The 21,429-nt window shown below is 71.0% G+C and carries 21 protein-coding genes and 2 pseudogenes; 12 read left to right on the top strand and 11 right to left on the bottom strand.

Annotated features, from left to right (window positions below):
- Positions 1-13: 13 nt before the first annotated feature.
- From ACTWP8_RS30700 to ACTWP8_RS30675, 6 genes are all read left to right on the top strand, one after another.
- Positions 14-271 carry an acyl carrier protein gene (locus ACTWP8_RS30700; protein WP_443313867.1) on the top strand — a complete coding sequence of 86 codons (258 nt, stop codon included), beginning with the start codon at positions 14-16 and terminating at the stop codon, positions 269-271.
- A gap of 1 nt (position 272) precedes the next feature.
- Positions 273-758: an SRPBCC family protein gene (locus tag ACTWP8_RS30695; RefSeq protein WP_443313868.1), complete on the top strand. Its 486-nt coding sequence runs from the start codon at positions 273-275 to the stop codon at positions 756-758.
- 123 nt (positions 759-881) lie between these two features.
- The gene (locus ACTWP8_RS30690; RefSeq protein WP_443313869.1) at positions 882-1,214 is read left to right on the top strand and encodes a TcmI family type II polyketide cyclase; all 333 of its coding nucleotides are present in this window, start codon (positions 882-884) and stop codon (positions 1,212-1,214) included.
- 103 nt (positions 1,215-1,317) lie between these two features.
- Positions 1,318-2,988: an acetyl-CoA carboxylase carboxyl transferase subunit alpha gene (accA, locus tag ACTWP8_RS30685; protein WP_443325347.1), complete on the top strand. Its 1,671-nt coding sequence runs from the start codon at positions 1,318-1,320 to the stop codon at positions 2,986-2,988.
- Positions 2,985-3,551 carry an acetyl-CoA carboxylase biotin carboxyl carrier protein gene (locus ACTWP8_RS30680; protein WP_443325346.1) on the top strand — a complete coding sequence of 189 codons (567 nt, stop codon included), beginning with the start codon at positions 2,985-2,987 and terminating at the stop codon, positions 3,549-3,551. Before accA ends, ACTWP8_RS30680 begins: the two co-directional genes overlap by 4 nt.
- A 5-nt stretch (positions 3,552-3,556) precedes the next feature.
- A complete protein-coding gene (locus ACTWP8_RS30675; RefSeq protein ID WP_443325345.1) occupies positions 3,557-4,936 on the top strand; it encodes an acetyl-CoA carboxylase biotin carboxylase subunit in 1,380 nt (459 codons plus the stop codon).
- 95 nt (positions 4,937-5,031) lie between these two features.
- On the opposite strand, the gene ACTWP8_RS30670 is transcribed toward ACTWP8_RS30675, so the two are convergent.
- The 3 genes from ACTWP8_RS30670 to ACTWP8_RS30660 all read right to left on the bottom strand — a co-directional run bounded on the left by ACTWP8_RS30670 (position 5,032) and on the right by ACTWP8_RS30660 (position 8,409).
- Positions 5,032-6,060 carry a methyltransferase gene (locus ACTWP8_RS30670; protein WP_443325344.1) on the bottom strand — a complete coding sequence of 343 codons (1,029 nt, stop codon included), beginning with the start codon at positions 6,058-6,060 and terminating at the stop codon, positions 5,032-5,034.
- Positions 6,061-6,096: 36 nt separating this feature from the next.
- The gene (locus tag ACTWP8_RS30665; RefSeq protein WP_443325342.1) at positions 6,097-7,185 is read right to left on the bottom strand and encodes a right-handed parallel beta-helix repeat-containing protein; all 1,089 of its coding nucleotides are present in this window, start codon (positions 7,183-7,185) and stop codon (positions 6,097-6,099) included.
- A 384-nt stretch (positions 7,186-7,569) separates the two neighbouring features.
- A complete protein-coding gene (locus tag ACTWP8_RS30660) occupies positions 7,570-8,409 on the bottom strand; it encodes an SAM-dependent methyltransferase (protein ID WP_443325371.1) in 840 nt (279 codons plus the stop codon).
- A 180-nt stretch (positions 8,410-8,589) separates the two neighbouring features.
- Between ACTWP8_RS30660 and ACTWP8_RS30655 the strand changes: the two are divergent.
- Positions 8,590-8,932, top strand: a pseudogene (locus ACTWP8_RS30655) (amino acid transporter); the annotation flags it as partial.
- Between the two features lie 105 nt (positions 8,933-9,037).
- Here the strand turns inward: ACTWP8_RS30655 and ACTWP8_RS30650 are convergent.
- Positions 9,038-9,250: pseudogene (locus ACTWP8_RS30650) on the bottom strand (endonuclease/exonuclease/phosphatase family protein); the annotation flags it as partial.
- 397 nt (positions 9,251-9,647) lie between these two features.
- Between ACTWP8_RS30650 and ACTWP8_RS30645 the strand changes: the two are divergent.
- Positions 9,648-10,469: a serine hydrolase gene (locus ACTWP8_RS30645; protein WP_443325341.1), complete on the top strand. Its 822-nt coding sequence runs from the start codon at positions 9,648-9,650 to the stop codon at positions 10,467-10,469.
- Positions 10,470-10,516: 47 nt separating this feature from the next.
- Here ACTWP8_RS30645 and ACTWP8_RS30640 read toward each other — a convergent pair whose 3' ends face one another.
- From ACTWP8_RS30640 to ACTWP8_RS30620, 5 genes are all read right to left on the bottom strand, one after another.
- The gene (locus ACTWP8_RS30640; protein WP_443325340.1) at positions 10,517-10,882 is read right to left on the bottom strand and encodes a hypothetical protein; all 366 of its coding nucleotides are present in this window, start codon (positions 10,880-10,882) and stop codon (positions 10,517-10,519) included.
- A 337-nt stretch (positions 10,883-11,219) separates the two neighbouring features.
- Positions 11,220-11,972: an anti-sigma factor family protein gene (locus ACTWP8_RS30635; protein WP_443325339.1), complete on the bottom strand. Its 753-nt coding sequence runs from the start codon at positions 11,970-11,972 to the stop codon at positions 11,220-11,222.
- A gap of 210 nt (positions 11,973-12,182) precedes the next feature.
- On the bottom strand, positions 12,183-14,054 hold the full coding sequence (locus ACTWP8_RS30630; protein WP_443325338.1) for a penicillin-binding transpeptidase domain-containing protein: 1,872 nt from the start codon (positions 14,052-14,054) through the stop codon (positions 12,183-12,185).
- 59 nt (positions 14,055-14,113) lie between these two features.
- Positions 14,114-14,587: a hypothetical protein gene (locus ACTWP8_RS30625; RefSeq protein ID WP_443325337.1), complete on the bottom strand. Its 474-nt coding sequence runs from the start codon at positions 14,585-14,587 to the stop codon at positions 14,114-14,116.
- Positions 14,588-14,798: 211 nt separating this feature from the next.
- On the bottom strand, positions 14,799-16,115 hold the full coding sequence (locus tag ACTWP8_RS30620; RefSeq protein WP_443325336.1) for a glycosyltransferase 87 family protein: 1,317 nt from the start codon (positions 16,113-16,115) through the stop codon (positions 14,799-14,801).
- A gap of 274 nt (positions 16,116-16,389) precedes the next feature.
- Here ACTWP8_RS30620 and ACTWP8_RS30615 point away from each other — a divergent pair, with 274 nt between their 5' ends.
- The 4 genes from ACTWP8_RS30615 (at position 16,390) to ACTWP8_RS30600 (ending at position 19,950) form a co-directional block, all read left to right on the top strand.
- Entirely contained in the window at positions 16,390-16,860 is a 471-nt protein-coding gene (locus ACTWP8_RS30615; RefSeq protein ID WP_443325335.1) for a hypothetical protein, read from the top strand.
- A gap of 235 nt (positions 16,861-17,095) precedes the next feature.
- A complete protein-coding gene (locus tag ACTWP8_RS30610; RefSeq protein ID WP_443325334.1) occupies positions 17,096-17,911 on the top strand; it encodes a YqjF family protein in 816 nt (271 codons plus the stop codon).
- A gap of 105 nt (positions 17,912-18,016) precedes the next feature.
- Positions 18,017-18,973, top strand: coding sequence for a lysylphosphatidylglycerol synthase transmembrane domain-containing protein (locus tag ACTWP8_RS30605; RefSeq protein WP_443325333.1), 957 nt, complete (start codon positions 18,017-18,019; stop codon positions 18,971-18,973).
- A gap of 158 nt (positions 18,974-19,131) precedes the next feature.
- The gene (locus tag ACTWP8_RS30600) at positions 19,132-19,950 is read left to right on the top strand and encodes an SAM-dependent methyltransferase (protein ID WP_443325332.1); all 819 of its coding nucleotides are present in this window, start codon (positions 19,132-19,134) and stop codon (positions 19,948-19,950) included.
- A gap of 107 nt (positions 19,951-20,057) precedes the next feature.
- Here ACTWP8_RS30600 and ACTWP8_RS30595 read toward each other — a convergent pair whose 3' ends face one another.
- Complete coding sequence (locus ACTWP8_RS30595; RefSeq protein ID WP_443325331.1) at positions 20,058-20,924, bottom strand: SAM-dependent methyltransferase; 867 nt, start codon at positions 20,922-20,924, stop codon at positions 20,058-20,060.
- A gap of 200 nt (positions 20,925-21,124) precedes the next feature.
- Positions 21,125-21,349, bottom strand: a complete 225-nt coding sequence (locus tag ACTWP8_RS30590; protein WP_443325330.1) for a hypothetical protein — start codon at positions 21,347-21,349, stop codon at positions 21,125-21,127.
- Between the last annotated feature and the right edge of the window lie 80 nt (positions 21,350-21,429).

The raw sequence follows: 21,429 nt of genomic DNA, 5'->3' as shown, positions 1-21,429 counted from the left end.
AAGGAGAACCCCCATGACCGCTCACCTGACCTACGACGAGCTGGCCTCGCTGATGAAGACCGCCGCGGGGCTCACCGTCGACCCCAGGGAGATGGAGGACCGGCCCGACTCCACCTTCGCCGGGTACGGCCTCGACTCGCTCGGCCTCCTCGGCATCGTGGGCGAGCTGGAGAACCGGTACGGCATACCGCTGCCCGCCGACGCCGAGAAGTGCAAGACCCCGGGCGACTTCATCGACCTCGTCAACAGCGCACTCACCACAGGAGCATGACATGTCAGGACACACCGAGAACGAGATCACGATCGCGGCCCCCCTGGACCTCGTCTGGGACATGACCAACGACCTGGAGAACTGGCCGCAGCTGTTCAGCGAGTACGCCTCGGTCGAAGTGCTCGGCCGCGAAGGCGACAAGACCACGTTCCGGCTGACCATGCACCCCGACGAGAACGGCAAGGTCTGGAGCTGGGTCTCCGAGCGGGAGCCCGACCGCGCCCGGCTCACCGTCAAGGCCCGCCGGGTCGAGACCGGCCCCTTCCAGCACATGGACATCCGGTGGGAGTACTCGGAGGTCCCGGGCGGTACGCGGATGCACTGGACGCAGGACTTCGCGATGAAGCCCGAAGCCCCCGTCGACGACGACGGGATGACCGAGCTCATCAACCGCAACTCCAAGATCCAGCTGGAACTCATCCGCGACAAGATCGAGCAGCGGGCCCGGGAACGCGGGATGCACAGCGCGCCCGTCCTGCCCAACTGACGCTCACCACCGGCCAGGACGGCCGCGGAAAGCCCGGACCGGCCGGCCCCGGCGCGCGCGCCCAGCGCGGTGCCGCGGCCGGTCCCCCAGGGCCAACCTCCATCCCCCGAAAGGACCTCTCGCATGCACCGCGCTCTGATCGTCGCCCGTATGGCGCCGGACTCGTCCTCGGACATCGCGGAGGTCTTCGCGGCCTCCGACCGCGGCGAGCTGCCGCACCTGATCGGCGTCACCGGACGCAGCCTCTTCCAGTTCGGCGATGTGTATCTGCACCTCATCGAGGCGGACCGGCCGCCCGGCCCGGCGGTCGCCAAGCACGCCGACCACCCGTCGTTCCGCGACATCAGCGAGAAGCTCTCCGCCTACGTCAAGGCGTACGACCCGGCGACCTGGAGCAGTCCCAAGGACGCGATGGCGCGGGAGTTCTACCGCTGGGAGCGCGACGCAGCGGTGTGACCTGGAGCCGGAGAGCGGGAGGAACACCTGACATGGTGCTTTTCGATGACCGGCCGCCGGAGCAGGCGCCGGAGCGACCGCCCGACTGGGTCCGGTGCGAACGGTGCGCGGAGCTGGTGTACGGCAAGCGGTTCGGCAGACGCTGAACGTGTGCCCGGACTGCGGGTGGCACGCGCATCTGACGGCGCACCAGCGCCTCGACCAGCTGCTCGACCCGGGCACCGCGTCCCCGGTCGACCATGTGGAATCGCTGCACGACCCGCTGGAGTTCACCGACACCCGGCCGTACGCGGACCGTCTCGACGAAGCACGGGCCGCCACAGGACTGCGGGAAGCCGTGGTCTGCGTGACGGGCCGCATCGAGGACCGGCCGGTGGTCGTCGCCGTGATGGACTTCCGCTTCCTGGGCGGCAGCCTGGGCTGCGGAGTCGGGGCACTCATCACCGAAGCCGCCCGTACGAGCCTGCGGCAGCGCATACCGCTGCTGCTGGTCACCGCGTCGGGCGGCGCACGCATGCAGGAGGGCGTGCTGTCCCTCATGCAGATGGCCAAGACCGCCCAGGCGCTGGCGGAACTCGACGAGGCGGGCATCCTCACGGTCTCGCTGGTCACCGATCCGACGTACGGCGGTGTGGCCGCGTCCTTCGCCACGCTCACGGACGTGATCATCGCCGAGCCGGGGGCGCGCCTGGGGTTCGCGGGGCCGCGGGTCATCGAGCAGACGACGGGAGAGCGGCTGCCCGAGGGCTTCCAGACCGCGGAATTCCTGCTGGAGCACGGCATGGTGGACGATGTCGTGCCGCGGTCCGTCCTGCGCCCGGTGCTGGGCCGCCTGCTGGCCCTGGGCTCGCCCGAGCGGGAGCCGCGGGCGGAGACCGTACAAGAGACAGCGGGCTCACCAGGCTCAGCGGGCCGGATTCTGGACAGGGTCGACGAGGTGCACGCGCGGGACGCCTGGGAAGCGGTCCGGCTCGCCCGGCATCCGCACCGCCCCACCGCCCTCGACTACGCGGACCATCTGATGGACGACTTCCACGAGTTGCACGGCGACCGGCTCTCCGGGGACTGCACCGCCATCGTCGGCGGCCCCGGGCGGCTGAACGGGCGTCCTGTGATGCTGATCGGGCACCACAAGGGCGGGCCCGCGGTGGCGGAACGGCAGCATCACCAGTTCGGCATGGCCACCCCCTCCGGTTACCGCAAGGCGGCCCGGCTGATGCGGATGGCCGCGAAACTCGGCCTGCCGGTGGTCACCCTGATCGATACGCCGGGGGCCAACCCGGGCCCGGAGTCGGAGCGCGGCGGCCAGGCCATCGCCATCGCGGAGAACCTGCGGCTGATGTCCCAGCTGACGGTCCCGATCGTCGCCGTGCTCATCGGCGAGGGCGGCAGCGGCGGGGCACTCGCCCTGGCCGTCGCCGACCGCGTGCTCGTGAGCGAGAACGGCGTGTACTCCGTCATCAGTCCCGAGGGCTGCGCCGCCATCCTGTGGAAGCAGGCGGAGGCCGCGCCCGCCGCGGCGGCGGCACTCCGTCTCGACGCCCGGGAGCTGCTCCGCCTCGGCGTCGTCGACGGTGTGGTGCCGGAACCGGAGGGCGGCGCCCATCAGGACCACGCGAGGGCAACGGCCCTCGTCGGCGCCGCGATCCAAGCGGCCCTGGACGATCTGCACCCCTGGGAGCCCGGCCGGCTGCTGCAAGAACGCAGAAGCCGGTACCACCGCTTCGGTGTCGAGGCACGCATTCCCGTCGGAACCGGAGGAGGTTCATCGTGACTCTGGATGCGAGCAAACAGGACCACCACGAGAACGGCCAGCGCCCGTCCTTCACCGGGAACGGCTTCGCCGGCCACGACCTGACTCACCTCGCCCACACGACCCTGGACTCCGTTTGCCGCAGCGTGATGGAGCTCGCCAGGGCGGCACCGAGGCCGCCGCTGCGGATCAAACTCCAGCAAGGCCATATGACGGTCGAGATGGAGTGGCCCGACACGGCTGCCGCGGTGAGCGACGAACCTCCCGAGGAGGGCGTTCCCGAAGCGGGCCCTCCGCCCGTCGCACCGGTCCCGGTCGCCCAGGACGCCCACCTTTATCTCCTCGCCCCGACGGTCGGCACCTTTTACCACGCCCCCGAACCCGGAGCACCGCCGTTCGTCTCGGTCGGCGACGTGGTCAGGCCGGGGCAGCCCATCGGCATCCTCGAAGTGATGAAGATGATGAGCACGATCGAGGCCGAGGCCGCGGGCCGGGTCGTGGAACTGCTCGTCCAGGACGGATGCTCCGTGGAGTTCCAGCAGCGCCTGGTCGCCCTGGAGCCGCTCTCCGAAGCGGAGGTCTGATCCCGATGTTCAGCACCGTACTCATCGCCAACCGCGGAGAGATCGCCCTGCGGATCGCCCGGGCCTGCCGCGAAATCGGGATCCGTACGGTGGCGGTGTACTCCACCGCGGACCTCGACTCGGCCGTGGTGCGCTTCGCCGACGAAGCCGTGCACATCGGCCACTCGCCTTCGAAGGCCAGTTATCTCAACGCCCCCGCGATCATCGAGGCGGCCAGGCTCTCCGGAGCCCAGGCCATCCATCCCGGATACGGATTTCTTTCCGAGGACCCCGACTTCGCCGAGATCTGCGAGACGAACGGCATCACTTTCATCGGTCCGCCCCCGCAGGTCATCCAGCGGCTCGGCGACAAGGCAGCGGCCCGCGCGGCGATGGCCGAGGCGGGCCTGCCCGTGCTGCCCGGCAGCGTCGACGCGGTGACAACTCCCACGGAGGCGAAGGAGATCGCGCAGCAGACCGGCTACCCCGTGATCTTCAAGGCCGTGGCGGGCGGGGGAGGGCGGGGCATGGCCGTCGTACGCGACCCCGACGACCTGCTGTCCGCGTACCGGGAGACCCGGGCGCACGCGCGCGTGGTCTTCGGTGACGACCGCGTCTATCTGGAGCGGTTCATCGACGACGCCCGCCACGTCGAAGTCCAGGTGCTCTGCGACCGGCACGGCGCGGCGGTCCACCTCGGCGAGCGCGACTGCTCCGTGCAGCGGCGGCACCAGAAGCTGATCGAGGAGGCTCCGGCGCCGAATCTGCCGGAGGAACTGCGCACGGCGATGTGCGAGTCGGCCGTACGGGGCGCCGTGGCCGCCGGATACACCGGGGCCGGCACGTTCGAGTTCGTCGTGACGCCGTCCGACGAGTACTTTCTGATGGAGATCAACTGCCGGCTCCAGGTCGAGCATCCGGTCACCGAGATGCTCACCGGAATCGACATCGTCCGTGAGCAGATCCTCATCGCCGCCGGTCTGCCGCTGAACGTACGCCAGGAGGACGTCGTACGTCGCGGTGTCGCGGTGGAGTGCCGGGTCAACGCCGAGGATCCGGAGCGGGATTTCGCCCCCACGCCCGGCCGCCTGACCGAATTCGTGCCCCCGGCAGGCCCTTTCGTACGCGTCGACACGCACTGTTTTCCGGACTGGCTGGTGGGCCCCGACTACGACTCGCTGCTGGCCAAGACGGTCGTCTGGGCGCCGGACCGGGAGCAGGCGCTGGCCCGTATGGACCGCGCGCTGGAGGAGTTCCGGGTGGAGGGCCACGGCGTACGCACCACGATCGGGTTCCTGCGGCGAGCGCTGGCACACCCGGAATTCCGCGCCGCGGCGCACACCACGGGACTGGTCGGAAAGCTGCTCGGCGGTGAGAGCCGCGCGGACGAAGCGGATGCCGCATAAGACTGACAGACACAACCAACAGAAACGACTGACCGCCGGGACATTTTCCCCGGCGGTCAGCCGTTTCTGTTGGTTGTGTCTGTCAGTCGCCTTGTTCAGTCGGCCACGGTGCTGTCGAACGCGTGCAGATAGGCGTTGACCGGGCGGATGTCGCCGACCCGCAGACCGGCTTCCGTCATCCGGCCGACCAGGCTCTCCTTGGAGTGCTTCGCGCCGCCGACGTTGAGCAGGAGCAGCAGGTCCATGGCGGTGGTGAACTTCATCGAGGGACTGTCGTCGACGAGGTTCTCGATGACCAGGACTCTGGCACCCGGGCGTGCGGCGGCGACGACGTTGCGCAAGGTGCTGCGGGTGCTGTCGTCGTCCCACTCCAGGATGTTCTTGATGATGTACATGTCCGCCTGGACGGGGATCTCACGGCGGCAGTCGCCGGGAAGGATCGTGGCCCGCGCGGCGAGCGGGCCGCCGTCCCTGAGGCGCGGATCCGCATTCTCCACCACTCTGGGCAGGTCGAGCAGAGTCCCCCGCAGCGCCGGATGCTTCTCCAGCAGACTGGCGAGGACATGCCCCTGCCCGCCCCCGATGTCCGCGACCGACGACACTCCGGTGAGGTCGAGGAGCTCCGCGAGGTCATCCGCGGACTGCCTGCTGGAGGTGGTCATGGCCCGGTTGAACACCTGGGCCGACTCCGGCGCGTCCTGGTGCAGGTAGTCGAAGAACTCCTTGCCGTACAGGTCCTGGAAGACACTGCTGCCGGAGCGCACCGCCTCGTCGAGGCGGGGCCAGGCGTCCCAGGTCCAGGGCTCGGTGCACCACAGGGAGATGTACCGCAGGCTGTTCGGGGCGTCGTCCCGCAGCAGCCGGGACATGTCGGTGTGGATGTAGCGCCCGTCCTCGGTCTCGTCGAAGATCCCGTAGCAGGACAGGGTGCGGAGCAGCCGCCGCAGCGGCCGCGGTTCGGCCTTCACCGCGGCGGCCAGCTCCTCCACGTCGGCGGGCTCCTCGCCCAGCGCGTCCGCGACACCCAGTCGCGCCGCCGCGCGTACGGCTGCGGCGCATGCCGCCCCGAACACCAGCTCCCGCAGTCGCATGGCCGGCTGAGGGGTGGAACTTACCGTGGTCATTCCGCTTCCATTCTTCCGGTGAAGCTCACAACGGCACTACGGCTGCAGGCACAGGCCGGGGGGCTTGGACACCCGGCACACGTTGCGGATGAATCGGTTGTTCGTTCCCGGGTCCTGGTCGACCAGGTCCGCGGGCTCGTTGCCCAGCGCCACGTTGTAGCTGATGACATTGCGCTGGTTGCGCGCGCCCACGAAGCTCTTGAACAGGACAATTCCGCCGGACAGCGGTGATGCGCCCTCGTTGTCCCGGACGACGTTCCTGGTCACCAGCGTCTCTTCCGAGCCGGTGAGGACGATCCCGGAGCCCTGGATGTAGGGAAGGCGGGTGTTGCCGGGGCAGTACTTGTTGTTCCGCTCGACGACGTTGTGGCGGACGGTCAAGTCCCCGGCCGGCGGGTTACCTTCATCGCCCACGACGAACACGCCGCCGCAGTTCCCGTTGATGATGTTGCGCTGGACCGTGAGGTTCCTGACGCGGCGTACGGTGACGCCGATCCGGTTACCCGAGAGGCGGTTCCTGCTGATCGACGCGCCCTGGGTGTCGATGGCGCCGCCCTCGCGGTCCACCGTGTTGGCGATGAAGATGCCCGCGTCCTTGTTGTCCCGGGCGGCGTTGCGCCGGAAGTCACCCCGGGTGGACCTCTCTTGTGCCAGTCCCCACTGGCCGTTGTCCCGGGCGCTCACCCGCTGAACGCTCAGCCGGTCGGTATGGGAGGCCCAGAGCCCGTTCTTCTTGTAGTCGCGAAGGGTCAGAGAGCGGATGCGTACGTTCTCGATGCGCCGGTTCGACGTACCCAGGACGCAGATTCCGTTGCCGGCCTTGCCGCAGGCGTCCGCAGCGCGCTTGGCCGCGCCCGTGAGCACGGTCCGCGCGCCCGACCCGCGAATGGTCAGGCCCGATGTGGTGACCGTGACGCTCTGCCGGTAGGTGCCGGGGCGGATGAGGACGGTGTCGCCCGGTCTTGCGGCGTCCACCGCCTTCTGGATCGACTGCCCTGGGCGCACGACGAGGGTGCGCTCCGCGGCTTTGGTCACGGTGCCCGCGTCGGCCGGTGCGGCCGCACCCAGTCCCGTGACTATCAGTGCTGTTGTCCATCCGAGGCATGTGATCTGGCGTTTCATCATGGCCCCGAAGCTATGACCAATCGCCGCAGATCGCCACATTTCGTATTCGAACGACCACGTGGCGTGGCCACCGTGGGTCCTGCACTCGGGTTACGTCGCGGGCGGCGCAGCGCCCTCTTCACCCGCGGCCGCTTCTGTCGCGGCGGGAGTGACGGGCTGCGGGTCGCCGCCTGCGCAGGGCTGCGGAGTGGTCGGCCCGGCAGGCGTCTCTGCCATGAGCCACGCCGCCAGGCCGGGCGGCAGGAACCACGGTCGAACACGGGGGACGGTCACATGAGGCCAACGGTGTGACGCTCCCCCACGACACCCACCCGGGGGCAGCCGACCCGTATCACCACCCGAACGGCTTCAGACCGGCGCCGCGGGGCGCCGCTGCGGCGGCGCTCAGGGCTTCCGGCCGACCACGCCGTACTGGGCCACGCCCTCGGACCCGTCCGCCGGCCCGGCGTCGAGCCGCCAGCGCGAGCAGGACACGATGCCCGGCTCCAGAATCTCCAGCCGGTCGAAGAAGCGGACCATGTCCGCCTTGCTGCGGGCGACGATCGGGGGCGTGGCGTTGTCATTCCAGAACCGCATGGCGGCGGCGTTCGCCTCGCCGCCGAGTTCCAGGGTGGGGTGGGTCATGGCCAGGTGGCTGCCGGCGGGCACGGCCTCGAGCAGCCGGTCCACGATCGCCTTGGCGTCGTCGGTGTCCGGGATGAAGTTCAGGATGCCCAGCATCATGACGGCCACGGGCCGGTCGAAGTCCAGCGTGCGGGCGGCCGCGTGCAGGATCGCGTCCGGGTCGTGCGCGTCGGCGTCGACGTAGTCGGTGGCGCCCTCGGCGGAGCTGGTGAGCAGGTCGCGGGCGTGCGCCAGCACGATGGGGTCGTTGTCGACGTAGACGATCCGGGATTGCGGGGCGACCCGCTGGGCGACCTCGTGGGTGTTGTCGACGGTGGGCAGACCGGTTCCGATGTCCAGGAACTGCCGGATCCCGGCTTCACCGGCCAGATACCGCACGGCGCGGCCGAGGAACGCGCGGTCGGCGCGGGCCACCTCGCCGATGGTGGGGTACATGGCGGTCACCTGGTCGCCGACCTCGCGGTCCACGAGGTGGTAGTCGGTACCGCCCAGCCAGTAGTTCCAGACCCGGGCGTTGTGCGCGAGACCCCCGGCATTCCTGGCAAGCTCCGCGTGCCCACTGCTCTCACTCACGCTCTGCCTCCTGATCGTCGCTGTCATCATGCCGGACACACCGCACGGCCGTGCCCCGGGGGCGAGTTGGCGGCCGGTCACCGGCCGGCCGGCGCCGTGCCGGTGCGCCGGCCCCACGGGGCGTACGGCTGCCGATGCGCCGCGGGCGCCGTCCGGGCTGACCTGCGTCTACGCTCCCCCGTGTAGCCGTCGTCATGGTCGCAGGTGATGTGCCTGACCGGTCTCGACTACTTCTCGACCCTGGGCTACAGCCGGGCGTCGCCGCTCTGGCGGCGGGGCTGCTGTCCCCGGTGGCGACGGTGGTGCTCTGGTGATCACGCTCGCCGGTGCGCTGCCGGTGTACCGCAGGGTGGCGCAGGAGAAGCCCGCACGGCCAGGGCTCGATCTCCATGCTGGAGCGGCTGCTGCCCTTCTGGCAGGGCAAGCTCTTCGTACTGGTGCTACTGGGTTCGCCGCGACCGACTTCCTCATCACCATCACCCTGTCCGCGGCGGACGCCACGGCCCACCTGGAGAATCCGCGGCTGGCCGACGCCCTGCGCAGTCACGACCGGCCGTCTCCGGCCTGCCTGCTGGGGTCGACGGCCTCGCCAGGGGCGGGCATGACGTCGTTCATACCCGCCGCCGATTCACAGCGGTGTTGACGGAACTCCGCGTCACCTGGGGTCGTGGAGGTCGAGGGTGACCAGGAGGGCGCGGTGGTCGGTGCCTTCGAGGGCGAGGAAGCGGGCGGTCCGGGGGCGGAGGGTGTCGCTGACGAGAACGTGATCGATCTGCGCCCCGATCCCCGCGCCCGCGGTGGCGGCGGGCCAGCTCGGGGTGCGGCCCGCGCCGAGCATCCGGGCGCTGTCCCGCAGGCCCGCGGTGATGTTCACGCGTCGACTCCTCAGCGCCATCGGTCCGGGTGCCCCGGCCTGCCCGGACTCCCCGGACTCCCCGGACTCCCCGGACTCCCCGGACTCCCCATGCAGAGACGGTGCCACCGCGGCAGCCGGTTCATCGGAGATGCGGTTGGCGCTCTCTCCGTACGAGCCGTGCACGGGGCGCGGCCGGCGGCTGTGAGGCCTGCCACATCCGGAGCCGCGCCGCGTCGGGCCCGGAAGGCGGGGCAGGAGGGCCTGAGCAACCTGCTGGATGCCCCTGATCTGCGCATTCGCCGCGTTCACGGACAGGTCGGGACAAAGATCGTCAGCCGTGCGTGCCTCCCGGGCGCGCCCGGTACGTCACCAGCGCTTGAGTGAGCAGCATCCAGAAAGGCACGAGAGCGTGGGACTCTTCGGAAGAACCGCATCGATATCCGCCCTGGCGGCGGCCCTCCTCCCGATGGCGATAGCCGCGCCCGGTGCCTCTGCCGCCGCCGCGGGCAGCTCCGACGCGGCGATCGCTGCCGCGCTGCGGAACGCCGGGGCGACCGCCTCCGGCAATCTCTCCGTCGCCGTCGTCGATCTGGATACCGGGGCAGCCGGCCAATACGCGCCGACGGACCACAGGTTCGCCACCGCGAGCATCGTGAAGCTCGACATTCTCGCGGCCCTTCTGCTGCAGGCTCAGCGGGAGGGGCGAGCGCTGACCCCTGTCGAGCGGGAGAACGCCGAGCGCATGATCAAGGTCAGCGACAACGACGCCGCCACCTACCTCTGGCAGCGGATCGGTGGACCCGACGGCCTGGCCGAGGCCAACCGGCAACTCGGGCTCGTCGAGACCACACCGGGCACGTCCTGGGGCCTGACGACCACCACCGCATCCGACCAGCTCAGCCTGCTCAGGGCGATCACGACGAGCCACTCCCCGCTCACCCCCCAGAACCGCGCGTATGCCCACGGTCTGATGACCCGGGTGGAGCGCGACCAGGCATGGGGCGTGTCGGCGGCCGCCGACCCGGGGACCACCCCGGCGCTGAAGAACGGATGGCTGCCTCGCAGTGCCACGGGGCTGTGGGTGGTCAACAGCATCGGCGAAGTCCGCCACGACGGGCACCGGCTACTGGTCGCCGTCGTCTCGGACGACCAGCGGGCCATGGATCCCGGCGTCCAACAGGTGGAAACCGCCGCCAGGGTGGCCACCGACGCTGTCACCGAATCCCCGTAGGGGGATCCTGAAGTAGACATCGCGCCGGGTCTGTCAACAGCGTCCCCTCAGGCGGCCTTCGGGCTGCATTCCCGATCGGCTCGCGGGTCTCGCAGGAGAGCGAGGAACTCGGCGACGGAGCAGGCGGAGAGGCGGCGCTGCAGGACGGTGGTGTGCCGTCGGGCACCCTCGACGTCCTCGCCGTAGTCGTAGCTGATGATCAGCTCTCCTCCGCGCCAGCGGAGGTCGACCCCCGTCGGCTGGACGCTGTCGCCCGACTGCAACCCCAGCGTGATGCTGAGCAGTTCCACGGCCAGGCGGCCGGCCTTCATCAAGCGCGAGCCCCGCGTGCCCCGCCAGACGATGTCGAGGTGCTCCTCCGCGGGCGCCGCCGGATCGATGCCCGCGGGGATGGCTGTGGGTTTCTCCGGCATTCCTCTACCCCTTCGGAACGACTCTGCGGAACGTAGCGGCCCGTACGCCCGGTTCACGCGCGCGTGGACGGGTGCGGTGAGGCCTCATGGCCTACTACGCGGGGAGGCGGAACCCGGGTTCACCGGCCTGGCCCGGGATCCGCGGGGTCCTCAGCTCTCTCGTTCCGGCTCCTGGGCGGCCGGGCCGATGACGGCGCGGACGTGTGGCGGGAGTACGCACGCGCGGGCCGCCAACAGGTCGACGAAGGCGGTCGTCATGCGGGGCGGGCGGATTGTTCCGCTGCCCCGCCCCCTTCCCGGCTGCGGGCCATATCCGGCTTCGCCGCGTGGTGGGCTCCTAGACCGGCACGGTCACGAGGGTCTTGCCCTGGGCGTTCCGCACCTCGACGGCCCTGACCCTCTCCAGAGCGACGGCGGCTCCGCCGTCGAGGTTGCTGCCGTTCTTCTCATCCGCCGGGGAGACCAGCCAGCTCACCGCGACCTCGCGGGTGCCGTCCCGCGCGACGACCACGAGGCGGCACTTCTCACCGGCCGGGACACCGGCCACGGAGGCGTTGAGGCGGATCCACCCCGCGGCCGGGGTCACGTTGACCACGATGCGCGCGCCAGTGCGCGGGTCGGTCCTCGACGCGACCTTCACGGGAGCCGATGGCGCGGCCGATGGCGCGCTGGTCGCCGTACGCGCCGTCGACTGCGCCACCACCGGGCCGCCATGGTCGGGTGATGTGGCGCGCCCCACGAGCACCGCGCCGCCGAGTCCGAGGACCGCCACCGCGGCCGCGACCACCGGCCGGACGGCCCGTGACCGCAGCCGCGTACGGGCGGGGCTCTGCTCCCGCACGGCCTGTTCCGTCCGCTGCACCAGAGCCTCACTGACCTGCGGTGGCGGCGCGTCGGGCAGCACCCGGTCCAGCGGGGCGGTGCTCAGCACGGCACGCAGTTCGCGCAGTTCGGCGAGCTCGCAGTTGCAGGGAGCGCACGTCGCGAGGTGCGCCTCCATGGCCCGCGCGTCCTCCTGCTCCAGCGCGCCCAGAGCGTACGCGGCGAGTGACCCGAGGAGTTCCGGATCGTGCTCCGGTGCAGGGTTCATGCGAACCCCTCGCCCTGTGTCATCGTTCACTCGCCCCTTCCGCGCGCCACGAGTCTCCTGCCCGGGTGACGTACGCCCGGCAGGGTTGGTTCACCGGGGTGGCGGCGGCTCCGCACCGGTCGGCTCCTCGGCACGAGCGGCTTCAGCACGAGCGTCCTTCGTCGGCGCAGCACACGACGTCGGCGCGCGCCTCAGGCCGGCCGCCTCGCCTCAGTCGAGACCGCGCAGGAACTCCGCCGCCACCGGGCCCGCGTTCTTGCCGCCCGAGCCGCCGTCCTCCACGAGGACCGCGAAGGCCAGGTCACCGCGGAAGCCGATCATCCAGGCGTGCGTGCGCGGTGGATTCTCGGTGCCGAACTCGGCCGTGCCGGTCTTGGCCGCCGGGCTCCCGGAGATGCCGCGCAGCGCCTTCCCCGAGCCCTCGGTCACGACGGCGCCCATCAGCGTGCGCAGTTGCCGCGCGACGTCCGGGTCCAGCGCCTTCGCGGCCTTGTGCTTGTTCTTCACGGCGCCCGGGACCAGTACGGGCTGCCTGAACGTGCCCGACTGGACGGTGGCGGCGACGGACGCCATGACGAGCGGGCTGGCCTCGACCCTCCCCTGCCCGATCATGTCCGCCGCCTTCTCGTTCTCGTCCGCGGCCTCCGGCACGCTGCCGTCGAACGTGGCGGCCCCCGCGTCCCACTCCCCGCCGATGCCGAACTGCCCGGCAGCGTCCGTCAGTCCTCCGTCCCCGATCCTGCCGCGCAGCCCGATGAAGGCCGTGTTGCAGGACTGGGCGAAGTCCTTGCGGAACGTCGTGCCCGAAGGCAGATCGAATTCGTCCTGGTTCTGGTATTTCTGGCCGCCGACGCTGACCGTGCGGGGACAGGGCACGGCGCTGTCCGGCGTGACCCCGTTCCGCAGCAGCGCCGCCGTCGTGATCACCTTGAAGGTGGACCCGGGTGCGTAGCGGCCGCTGAGTGCCCGGTTCTCCGCGGAGTCGGGGGTGTTCGCGACGGCCAGGATCTCGCCGGTGCCGGGGCGCAGGGCCACGAGAGCGGCCTTCTTCTTCCCCACCTTCGCGAGGGCCGCCTCGGCCGCCCGCTGGGCCTTCGGATCGATAGTGGTCTCGATCGGCGTGCCCGCCTTCCCCTTGCTGCGGTAGAGGGCGGGGCCCGCTTCCTGCACCTCGTTGAGGACGCGGACCGCGATGGTGGCGGTGCCGGCGAGCTGCTTCTGGTAGCGGTACTGCAGCCCCGTGGCACCGACCTCGTCGGAGTTCTCCGCGGCCGGCCCGGCGTTCTTCAACGTCTCGGTCGTGGCGGGCAGGACGCTTCCGATCAGCGGCTTCGCGGTCGTGGCCACCGCACGCTTGTGGTCGCGGAACTGGAACCCGGGTACGGGCAGCAGCTTCTCGCGCACCTTTCTGTACACCTCGTCCCTGAGGGTGATCACGGGGACGGCCTGATCCGGCTTCGCCGCGTCCACACGGGACTTGAGCGCGTCGGTGTCGATGTCGACGCCGAGGTCGGGGTCTTCCAGGGCCCGGTAGGCGCGGTCGGGGTCGGAGAGCTTGGCGGGCCAGATGCTGATGTTCCACACGGTGGTCTCGGGTGCGAGGTTGGTGCCGTCCGCGGCCAGGATCCCGGCGCGGGGGGCCAGGTCGCGGTAGCGCACCAGGCGGCTCCCGGGCTCCGTCAGCTCCGGGTGCAGGAGGGTGGGGGCGAAGTGGACCTTCCAGTCGCCGTCGGACTCCCATACCTCGGCGGCGGACCCGTACGTCCACGTACCCGCCCCGTCAAGTGTGAGCCGGGCCCGGAACGCGACGCTCGCCCTTCCTTCCTTCTTCCCGTCCTTCCTCTTCCCCGGCGTGAACTGCGCCTTGCCGACGCCCAGTTCCTCGTCGAGGCGGGCCAGCTCGGCCTTGGCCGTGTTCGGGTCGTCGGTGAAGGAGGCGGCCTTCTCCTCATCCCCCGCGGCCCAGGCGGAGAGGAACGACGCGACCGCCTCCGTGGCCTCGTCCTGGTCGGAGCAGCCGGTGGCGAGGCTCGCGATCACGGTTGCCGCGAGTGCCGCTGCGCGAGTGCGTCGGTGTCGCATGAAGGTTCTTCTCCTGGGTCGATACCGTCGATACGGTCGATACATGTACTACCCGGGCGTCAGGCAATGCTGATGATGCGAATCCTGCCGGGGCTTCGGCCGCCTTCCGACCGCACGACGATGTCGAAGAGGAAGGAGTCCCCCGTCCCGGGGTGCAGCGCCGCCTCTTTCCCCGTCTCGAGGGCCGGCGTGGTGGATTCGTTGCGCTCGCCGGGCCCCGAACCGCTGATCACAATGATCCTGACCGGCGCCCGGCCGACATTCCGCACCGTGAGGGATCGCGTTTTCGGGCACTTTTCCCCATGCACTCGGGCGCAGTTGAAGCGCGTGTCGCCGAATGCGACGGTGCCGCACGAGATTTCCAGTCCGCGATCGCGCGGGGACGCGCACGTCTGACCGATCTGGATCCTCGGGTGCTCTGCCGGACGGTCTCCCGCCTCCGGCGGGTCCCCCATCGATCCGGCCAGCAGGATTCCCGTCACGACGAGGGGAATCGAGACGGCCCCGATCGCGGCGGTCTCGTATCCGCGCATGGCTGTGTTCCTCCTCCCCCGGGTCACCGATCGACAGACGGCTGTGTGAAGGCTGCCGCCGGAAGGAGGGAACGCAGCGTCACGGGGGGAGGTTCACCCGGGGAGGCGTCGATCGCGGCGCCGACGCCCGGTACCGGTGGGGGCACCCCCCGCCCAGCGGTAGTCCCCCTGCGCCCAGCGGCCCGGGAGGTGTCCCCAGAGGGAGGGCGCGTCAGGGGGCAAGCCCACCGCAGGCGCGGTGGTCCGCCCGATGCGCGCCGGCCGTCGCCCGCCACAGGCGCCATGCGGAGAGTCCCGCGGCGGCGAGCAGCAGCAGATTGCGGGCGTACAGCACGGCGATGGCCAACGGGTCGGCGTCCGCGCGGAGCTGGGCGTAGAGGAACGGGAACTCGGCCACCGTGAACACGCAGGCGGCGAGGAGCAGCCAGGCCACCGGGCGCTGGGTGGTGGCCGGACGCAGCAGACACACCGCGGCCAGACCGACCAGCCAGACCATGTACTGCGGGCTGATCACCCGGCTGGTCACCACGAACAGCAGCACCGCGGTCAGCGCCGCGTCCGGAAGGACCCGTACCGCCGCCCGGTCCGAGCGCGTACGCCACCACAGCAGCCAGCCCAGGGCGAGCACCGACAGCGCCTGGCTGCCCCAGACCACCCACTGCACACCGGGGCCGACGAACTCGTGCGAGCCGTACCTCTCGGCCCAGCCGCCGCTCCACCCGAAGTGGCGGGCCACGTGGAACGGCAGCGAGCCCACCGACTCGATCTGTATCCCCCGCTCCTTCTGCCCGCTGAGGAAGGAGAAGGCGTGCGGCATGGTCAGCGCGAGGCAGGCCGCCGACACGGCAGCGGCCACCGCCGCGTACGTGACGGCCGTACGCGTTCGGCCACCCCTGCCCGTACCGGCGAGCAGCAGCACCGGCCATACCTTGATCATCGCGCCGACGGCGGTCAGCGCCCCGAAGACCCGGTCGGCCCATGCCTTCCGGGAGGCGGCGGCGATCAGCGCGGCCATCGCGATCGCGGTCACCATCACGTCGAAGCGCCGCCACGGCACGGTGCCCAGGAGGGAGAGGCCGGCTATCCAGAGCCAGGGGCCCGCCATCGAACTGCCGCGGCGGGTGGCCGCATAGAGCAGCCCGGCCAGCACCGCGGCGTCGCAGAGCGCGCACAGCACGACGAAGGCGTGGCCGTAGTCCAGGAACGGGACCAGGCCCGGAGCGAGAATCGGGGCGGCGGCGCCGGGCGGGTACTGCCAGGTGACGTCGTGTGCCGGGAAGGCGCCGCCGCTCAGCACCGCGAACCAGCGCGGATAGAACTCGTCGACCGACCGGTCGAGACCGCCGGGCTGGTGGAACGGGCCGATCTCCAGCGCGGCGGAGACCAACCACAGCCGGGTGAGGGCCCAGACGGCTGTCGCGGACCATATCGCGCGTCGCGCGTACGTCCGCTTGACCGGATCCTGGGCGCGGGCGCGGGCGGCGGGTGCGGGGAGATCGGTGGCGGTTTGCAGGCTTTGGTAGGGCAATGGCTGTATCCCTCGGTGCGACGTCGTCGGGCTGATAGACGCTGCGGACGGCGTCCGGGTTCGCGTCGTCGTCCAGGCGCCCGGAGCACCTGCCCGCCGGTACTTCCTGCCCAGGCCCGTACGCCTCGATCGCGGATTCCTCCACCGGCTCCCGAATTCGCCGCTTTTCCCCGGTCGCGCTGCCGATCGGTGAACCGGGCGCCGTCAGGTCCGTACTCCCTGATGAAGGCCCCATGCATGGCCCCATGCATGGGAAGCGTGAGGAGGTCACATCATGGCCGCCACCGAAAGCCACCCGTCCTCGTGGAGCCGGGACGCGGTCCCCCCGGGTCACGACGCGTCGCCGGATACCGCCGGAACGCTCAGGGCGTGGCTACCGCCGGGTGATGTCATCCGCAGCGTGCCGGTCGGCGTCTGGTGGGACGTGGTGCGCATGCCCGAAGCGCTGGGTCTCGACGTGTTCCACGCGCTGCCCGCCTCGGACCGCCACTTCGTCATCCACGACACCTGGGGTCCGCAGCCCCGGCTGTATTTCCTCGTCCCCGCCGGCACCACCGCGTTCTGGCGCGCGGAGCACACGGAGAGGCTCGACTGTCACACCTTCATCGGAGTGCCGGGGCGGCTTCGCCGGGAACCGCCGGGCCCGCACTGGGCCGCGGCCCCCGACTGGCACGCACCCGGGCCCCTGGTCCCCATCGGACTGCTGCTGGCCGCGGTGGGTCACCACTCGCGCTGCGAGCGCTGACGCGCGATACGTGACGCTGTCCCGCCCTACGTGACGCTGCACCAGGGCCCGGCTCCCGGTGCAGCATCACGTATGACGGGCACTTCAATTCCCCGTGCACGGGGGAAGGTTGGCATGTGACCGGGCGTCGGCGCTGCGGCATCGACAGCAGCCGAGGCGGAATCGCTGTGCTGCTGCCGGATACATTGGCCCGGCTCGACATGCCGCCCCCCGCAGCCGAATTGGAGCCGGTCCGATGGAACACCGTGAACGTGATGCCGGCCCCGGCCCCGCCCCCCTGACCGCGACAGCGCCCCACACCATCCGCCGACCGATCCTGACGCAGTGGTGGACCGATGTGACGTTCCTGCACTGGCCGGCCGACCCGGACGCCGTCGCGCCCCTGCTGCCGCGCGGCATACGCCCCGATGTCCTCGACGGCACGACGTACGTCGGTCTCGTGCCGTTCCGCATGGAGCGGGTGTCCATCGGCCGCCGCCCGGCTCTCCCCTATCTGGGCACCTTCCCGGAGACGAACGTGCGGCTCTACAGCGTGGACGGCCAAGGGCGGCGCGGAGTCGTCTTCCGGAGCCTCGACGCGGCCCGCCTGCTGCCGGTCCTCAGCGGCCGGGCCGGGTTCCGGCTGCCCTACCTCTGGTCATCCATGAGCATCACCCGGGACGGCAGCCGGCTCACCTACACCGGGCGGCGCCTGCCCCCGGAACGCCCCAGGAAGTACCGCATATCCGTGGAGATCGGCGGGAAGCTGGAGCGGCCGGGCGAGCTCGAGTCGTTTCTCACCGCGCGCTGGGGGCTGCACGTCGACTGGTACGGACGCACCCTCCACCTCCCCAACGCGCACCCCGCATGGCCTCTCCACACGGCCCGCGTCCACCACCTCGAAGAGGACCTGATACGGGCCGCGGGTCTCGCCGCTCCGCAGGGGCCGCCGTGCAGCGTGCTCTACTCCCCCGGTGTCCCCGTCGTGTTCGGGACGCCCGCGACCGCACAGCCTTCGGGACCGGCGGCCGCCTCGACAGCGTCCCTGTCGTCCGCGTCGTCCCCGTCGTGATCCGGGCCCAGCGTCGCACCGCCACCTCGGCGACCTCCGTACGTCGGCCGCCCGTCGGCCGCCCGTCGCCCGCTGTTGGCCCGGCGCGTTGAGCCTGTACCCACCATGGCGACAGAAACGGCTCCCCGGTGGCGGCGGCTTCCGCTGCGCGAGATTGCCTGCCTCGTCCCGGTCGTGGCCGTGGCCGCGTGGGCCGTATGGTCCTGGCCCGTCGTCGAGGAGGGCGTCCTCCGGATGCTGGCCGCCGACCGCTCCTGGCTCGTGGCGGCCGCCGCGGCCACCGGAATGGCCTGGATCGCCGCGGCCTTCGCGCGGCAGGGTGCCGTGGTCGAGCGGCTGCCCCCGGCCCGTCTGCTGGCCACGCAGTTCGCCGCCTCGTCCGCCAACCACCTGCTGCCGTCGGGCCTCGGCGCGGGAGCGGTGAATCTCCGGTTCATGTCCGTCTGCGGCCTGCCGCCCGCCCGCTCCTCGGCCGCGCTGGCCCTCTATCTCCTCGCCGAGTCCGTCGCGCGGGTGGCTCTGCTGCTGTCGCTGCTCGCCGCGTTTCCGCACGCGCTGCGGATCGGGCACCTGGTGCCGGGCGGGGCCCTGACGTCGCTGGCCATGACGGGCGGGGTACTCCTCGCCGCGGCGCTCCTGGTGATCGCCGCCGTACGCCCCCTGCGCAGAGTCGTCAGGACCTTTCTGAGCACCGCCCTCAGCGAGGCGCGCTCCATCCACGCCAGGCCGGCCCGCGTCCTAGCCCTCTGGGGCGGATCGCTGGCCTTTCCGGCTCTGCAGGCCTTAGGCCTTGTGGCGGTCGGCCTCTCGCTCCACCTGCCGGTTCCGGCGATGCACGTGGCGGTCGCCTACCTCGCGGCCAGCGTCATGGCCGCCGCGGTCCCGACACCGGGCGGCATCGGGTCCGTTGACGCAGCACTCGCCCTCGCGCTGATCACGGTCGGTGCTCCTGCGGCCGTGGCCACGGCGGCGGTTCTGGCCTTCCGGCTCATCACGGTGTGGCTGCCACTGCTTCCCGGAGCGCTGATGCTGGGCGCGCTGGTGCGCTGGAAGGTGCTGTGACCGCGCGGCCCGCGAGGCCGCAGCACGGGCCCAACTCCCGTACAACCGTGGCCCGTTACGCCCGCACTCGTGAGGGCCCCGCGCTCCTTTACGCCCGTGCCCGGATTTCGGTTCCATTCCGGTAGCCGCCCCGGCACTGATCGTGCACATTGGGCTACATGACTCATGATCAGACCACCCCGCCCACGATCGACACCAGCGTGCCGCACTCCGCCCGGATGTACGACTACTGGCTCGGCGGCAGCAGCAACTTCGCCGCCGACAGGGCCCTGGGCCAGGCCTTCGAGCAGGCGATTCCCAGCATCAGGACCATGGCCCGGGAGAACCGCAGATTCCTCGGCCGGGCCGTGCGCTCCATGGCAGAGGCGGGCATACGCCAGTTCCTCGACATCGGCACCGGCATCCCGGCCGCGGGCGACACCCACTCCGTCACCGAGATCATCGCGCCCGACAGCCGCGTCGTGTGCGTGGACAACGACCCGATCGTGCACGCCCACGCACAGGCCCACGCCCGGACCCGGATGACCGACGGCGAGCAGCCCAGAACCGTATACCTGCAGGCGGATCTGAGGCATCCGGACCAGATCCTCGAAGCGCCCGCCCTCAAGGCCGCACTCGACCTCGACCGGCCCGTCGGGCTGCTGCTGGTCGCGATCCTCATGCTTCTCGGCGACGAGGACGATCCGTGGGCGAGCACCGCCACCCTTTTCGACGCCCTTCCGCCGGGCAGCCAGGTCGCCATCTCCCACCCCAGCCAGGACTTCAACCCGTCGGCGATGGCCGAGGTCGTCCGAGCCGCGGAACAGGGCCACATGACCCTCGTCCCGCGCGACCGGGGCCAGGTCGAGAGGTTCTTCGGCGACTGGGGACTCGTCGCCCCCGGAGTCGTGCCGGTGATGAGCTGGCACCCGGAGGACGACCGGCCGACCGACCCCAACGCCGCCTACTACTGGGCGGGCGTGGCCCGTAAGCCCTGACGGACCGGCACCCCGCGGCGGTCACGCCCCGCCGGTGGTCGTGCCCCGCCGGTGGTCGTGCCCCGCCGGTGGTTATGCCCCGCCCGATGGTCACGCCCCGCCGGCGGTCACGGCTTGAAGCCCACGCCGGCCCACAGGCTGACCTCGGCGTCGGTGACCCCGCCCGTGGCCACGGTGGCGTCCGTGCCCTCGTCGGGGTACCAGCGATGCGCGACCTCGACGCCCGGCCCGACCATGTCCAGGCCCTTGAAGAACCCCTCGACCTCGGTTTTGCCGCGGAGCTGCGCGGGGGTGCCGCTGCTGATGTATATATCGACGACCCGCTGCCAGGTGTCGGGGTCGAAGTCCTGGGTGCAGTGCGACAGCGCGAGCGCGGAGCCGGACGGCAGCGCGGACATGAGGCGGTCGACGATTCCGTAAGGGGCCTGCTCATCGGGCACGAAGTGCATGAGCGCGTTGAGGCTGAGCGCGACCGGCTGGGTCAGATCCAGCGTTCCGGTCAGCTGAGGAGCCGTCAGAATGCTCTCCGGATCGAGGACGTCGGCCTCGATGTACGCGGTGCGGCCCTCGTCCGAGCTGATGAGCAGCGCGTTGGCGTGGGCGAGCACGATCGGGTCGTTGTCCACGTAGACGACGCGCGCGTCGGGCGCGACGGCCTGGGCCACCTCGTGCAGATTGGGGCTGGTCGGGATGCCCGTTCCGATGTCGAGCCACTGGTGGATACCGCGCCGGGCGAGCAGCCGGGTCGCGCGGTGCATGAAGGCCCTGTTGGCACGCGCGCACACCTTGATCCCCGGGAACGCCGTGACGACCTTGGCGGCGGCCTCGCGGTCGGCGGGGTAGTTGTCCTTGCCACCGAGGTAGAAGTCGTACATGCGGGCGCTGTGGGGCTTGTCCTGCCGCAGGTCGCGATCAGCCCACGTACCGGCGGCGCCGCTCCCCGTGTCGTGGCCGGCGGATCCGTGCGCTGCCATGCGCTCTCCTCCATGTGGGAACGATCACTCGATGGTGTGCGGAATCCTACGCATCACCGGGAACTCGCCTGTGCCCTCCAACTACCTTGATGCATAGGCGGTTTGCAGTGCTACAGGGCAACTCGGGGCCCCCGCGGCGATGTTCTGCGCGCAGTCCACGTACTGCATCACGGCGGCGACCATCAACAGGCCCGCCGCTTCTACCCGTACCCCTCTCCGGTCGCGGGGCCCGATGAGGCACGCTCGCCCCACGGCTCGGCGGAGGCGTAGCGTGTGGAGCCTTCGCGCACTCGGCCGTCCGGAGAGAGGATCAGCGCCTCGTCGGCGCTCGCAGCGCGAGCCGACTGCCGCAGCCGGGTGAGGTGGTCGAGGTCGGCCCCTTTGACGGACGGGCACGTCCGCTGGTCCGGGTGCGGCGTGATCACTGGCGCCGCCCAATAGTTGCCCTCAGTTGTCCTCGAACGGCGAGGGGCCCGCCCCGGCGACCACCGCCGGGGCCGGCCCA

Source organism: Streptomyces sp. 7N604 (assembly GCF_052245475.1).
Lineage (GTDB): Bacteria > Actinomycetota > Actinomycetes > Streptomycetales > Streptomycetaceae > Streptomyces.
This window is presented reverse-complemented; position numbering and strand designations above follow the sequence as displayed.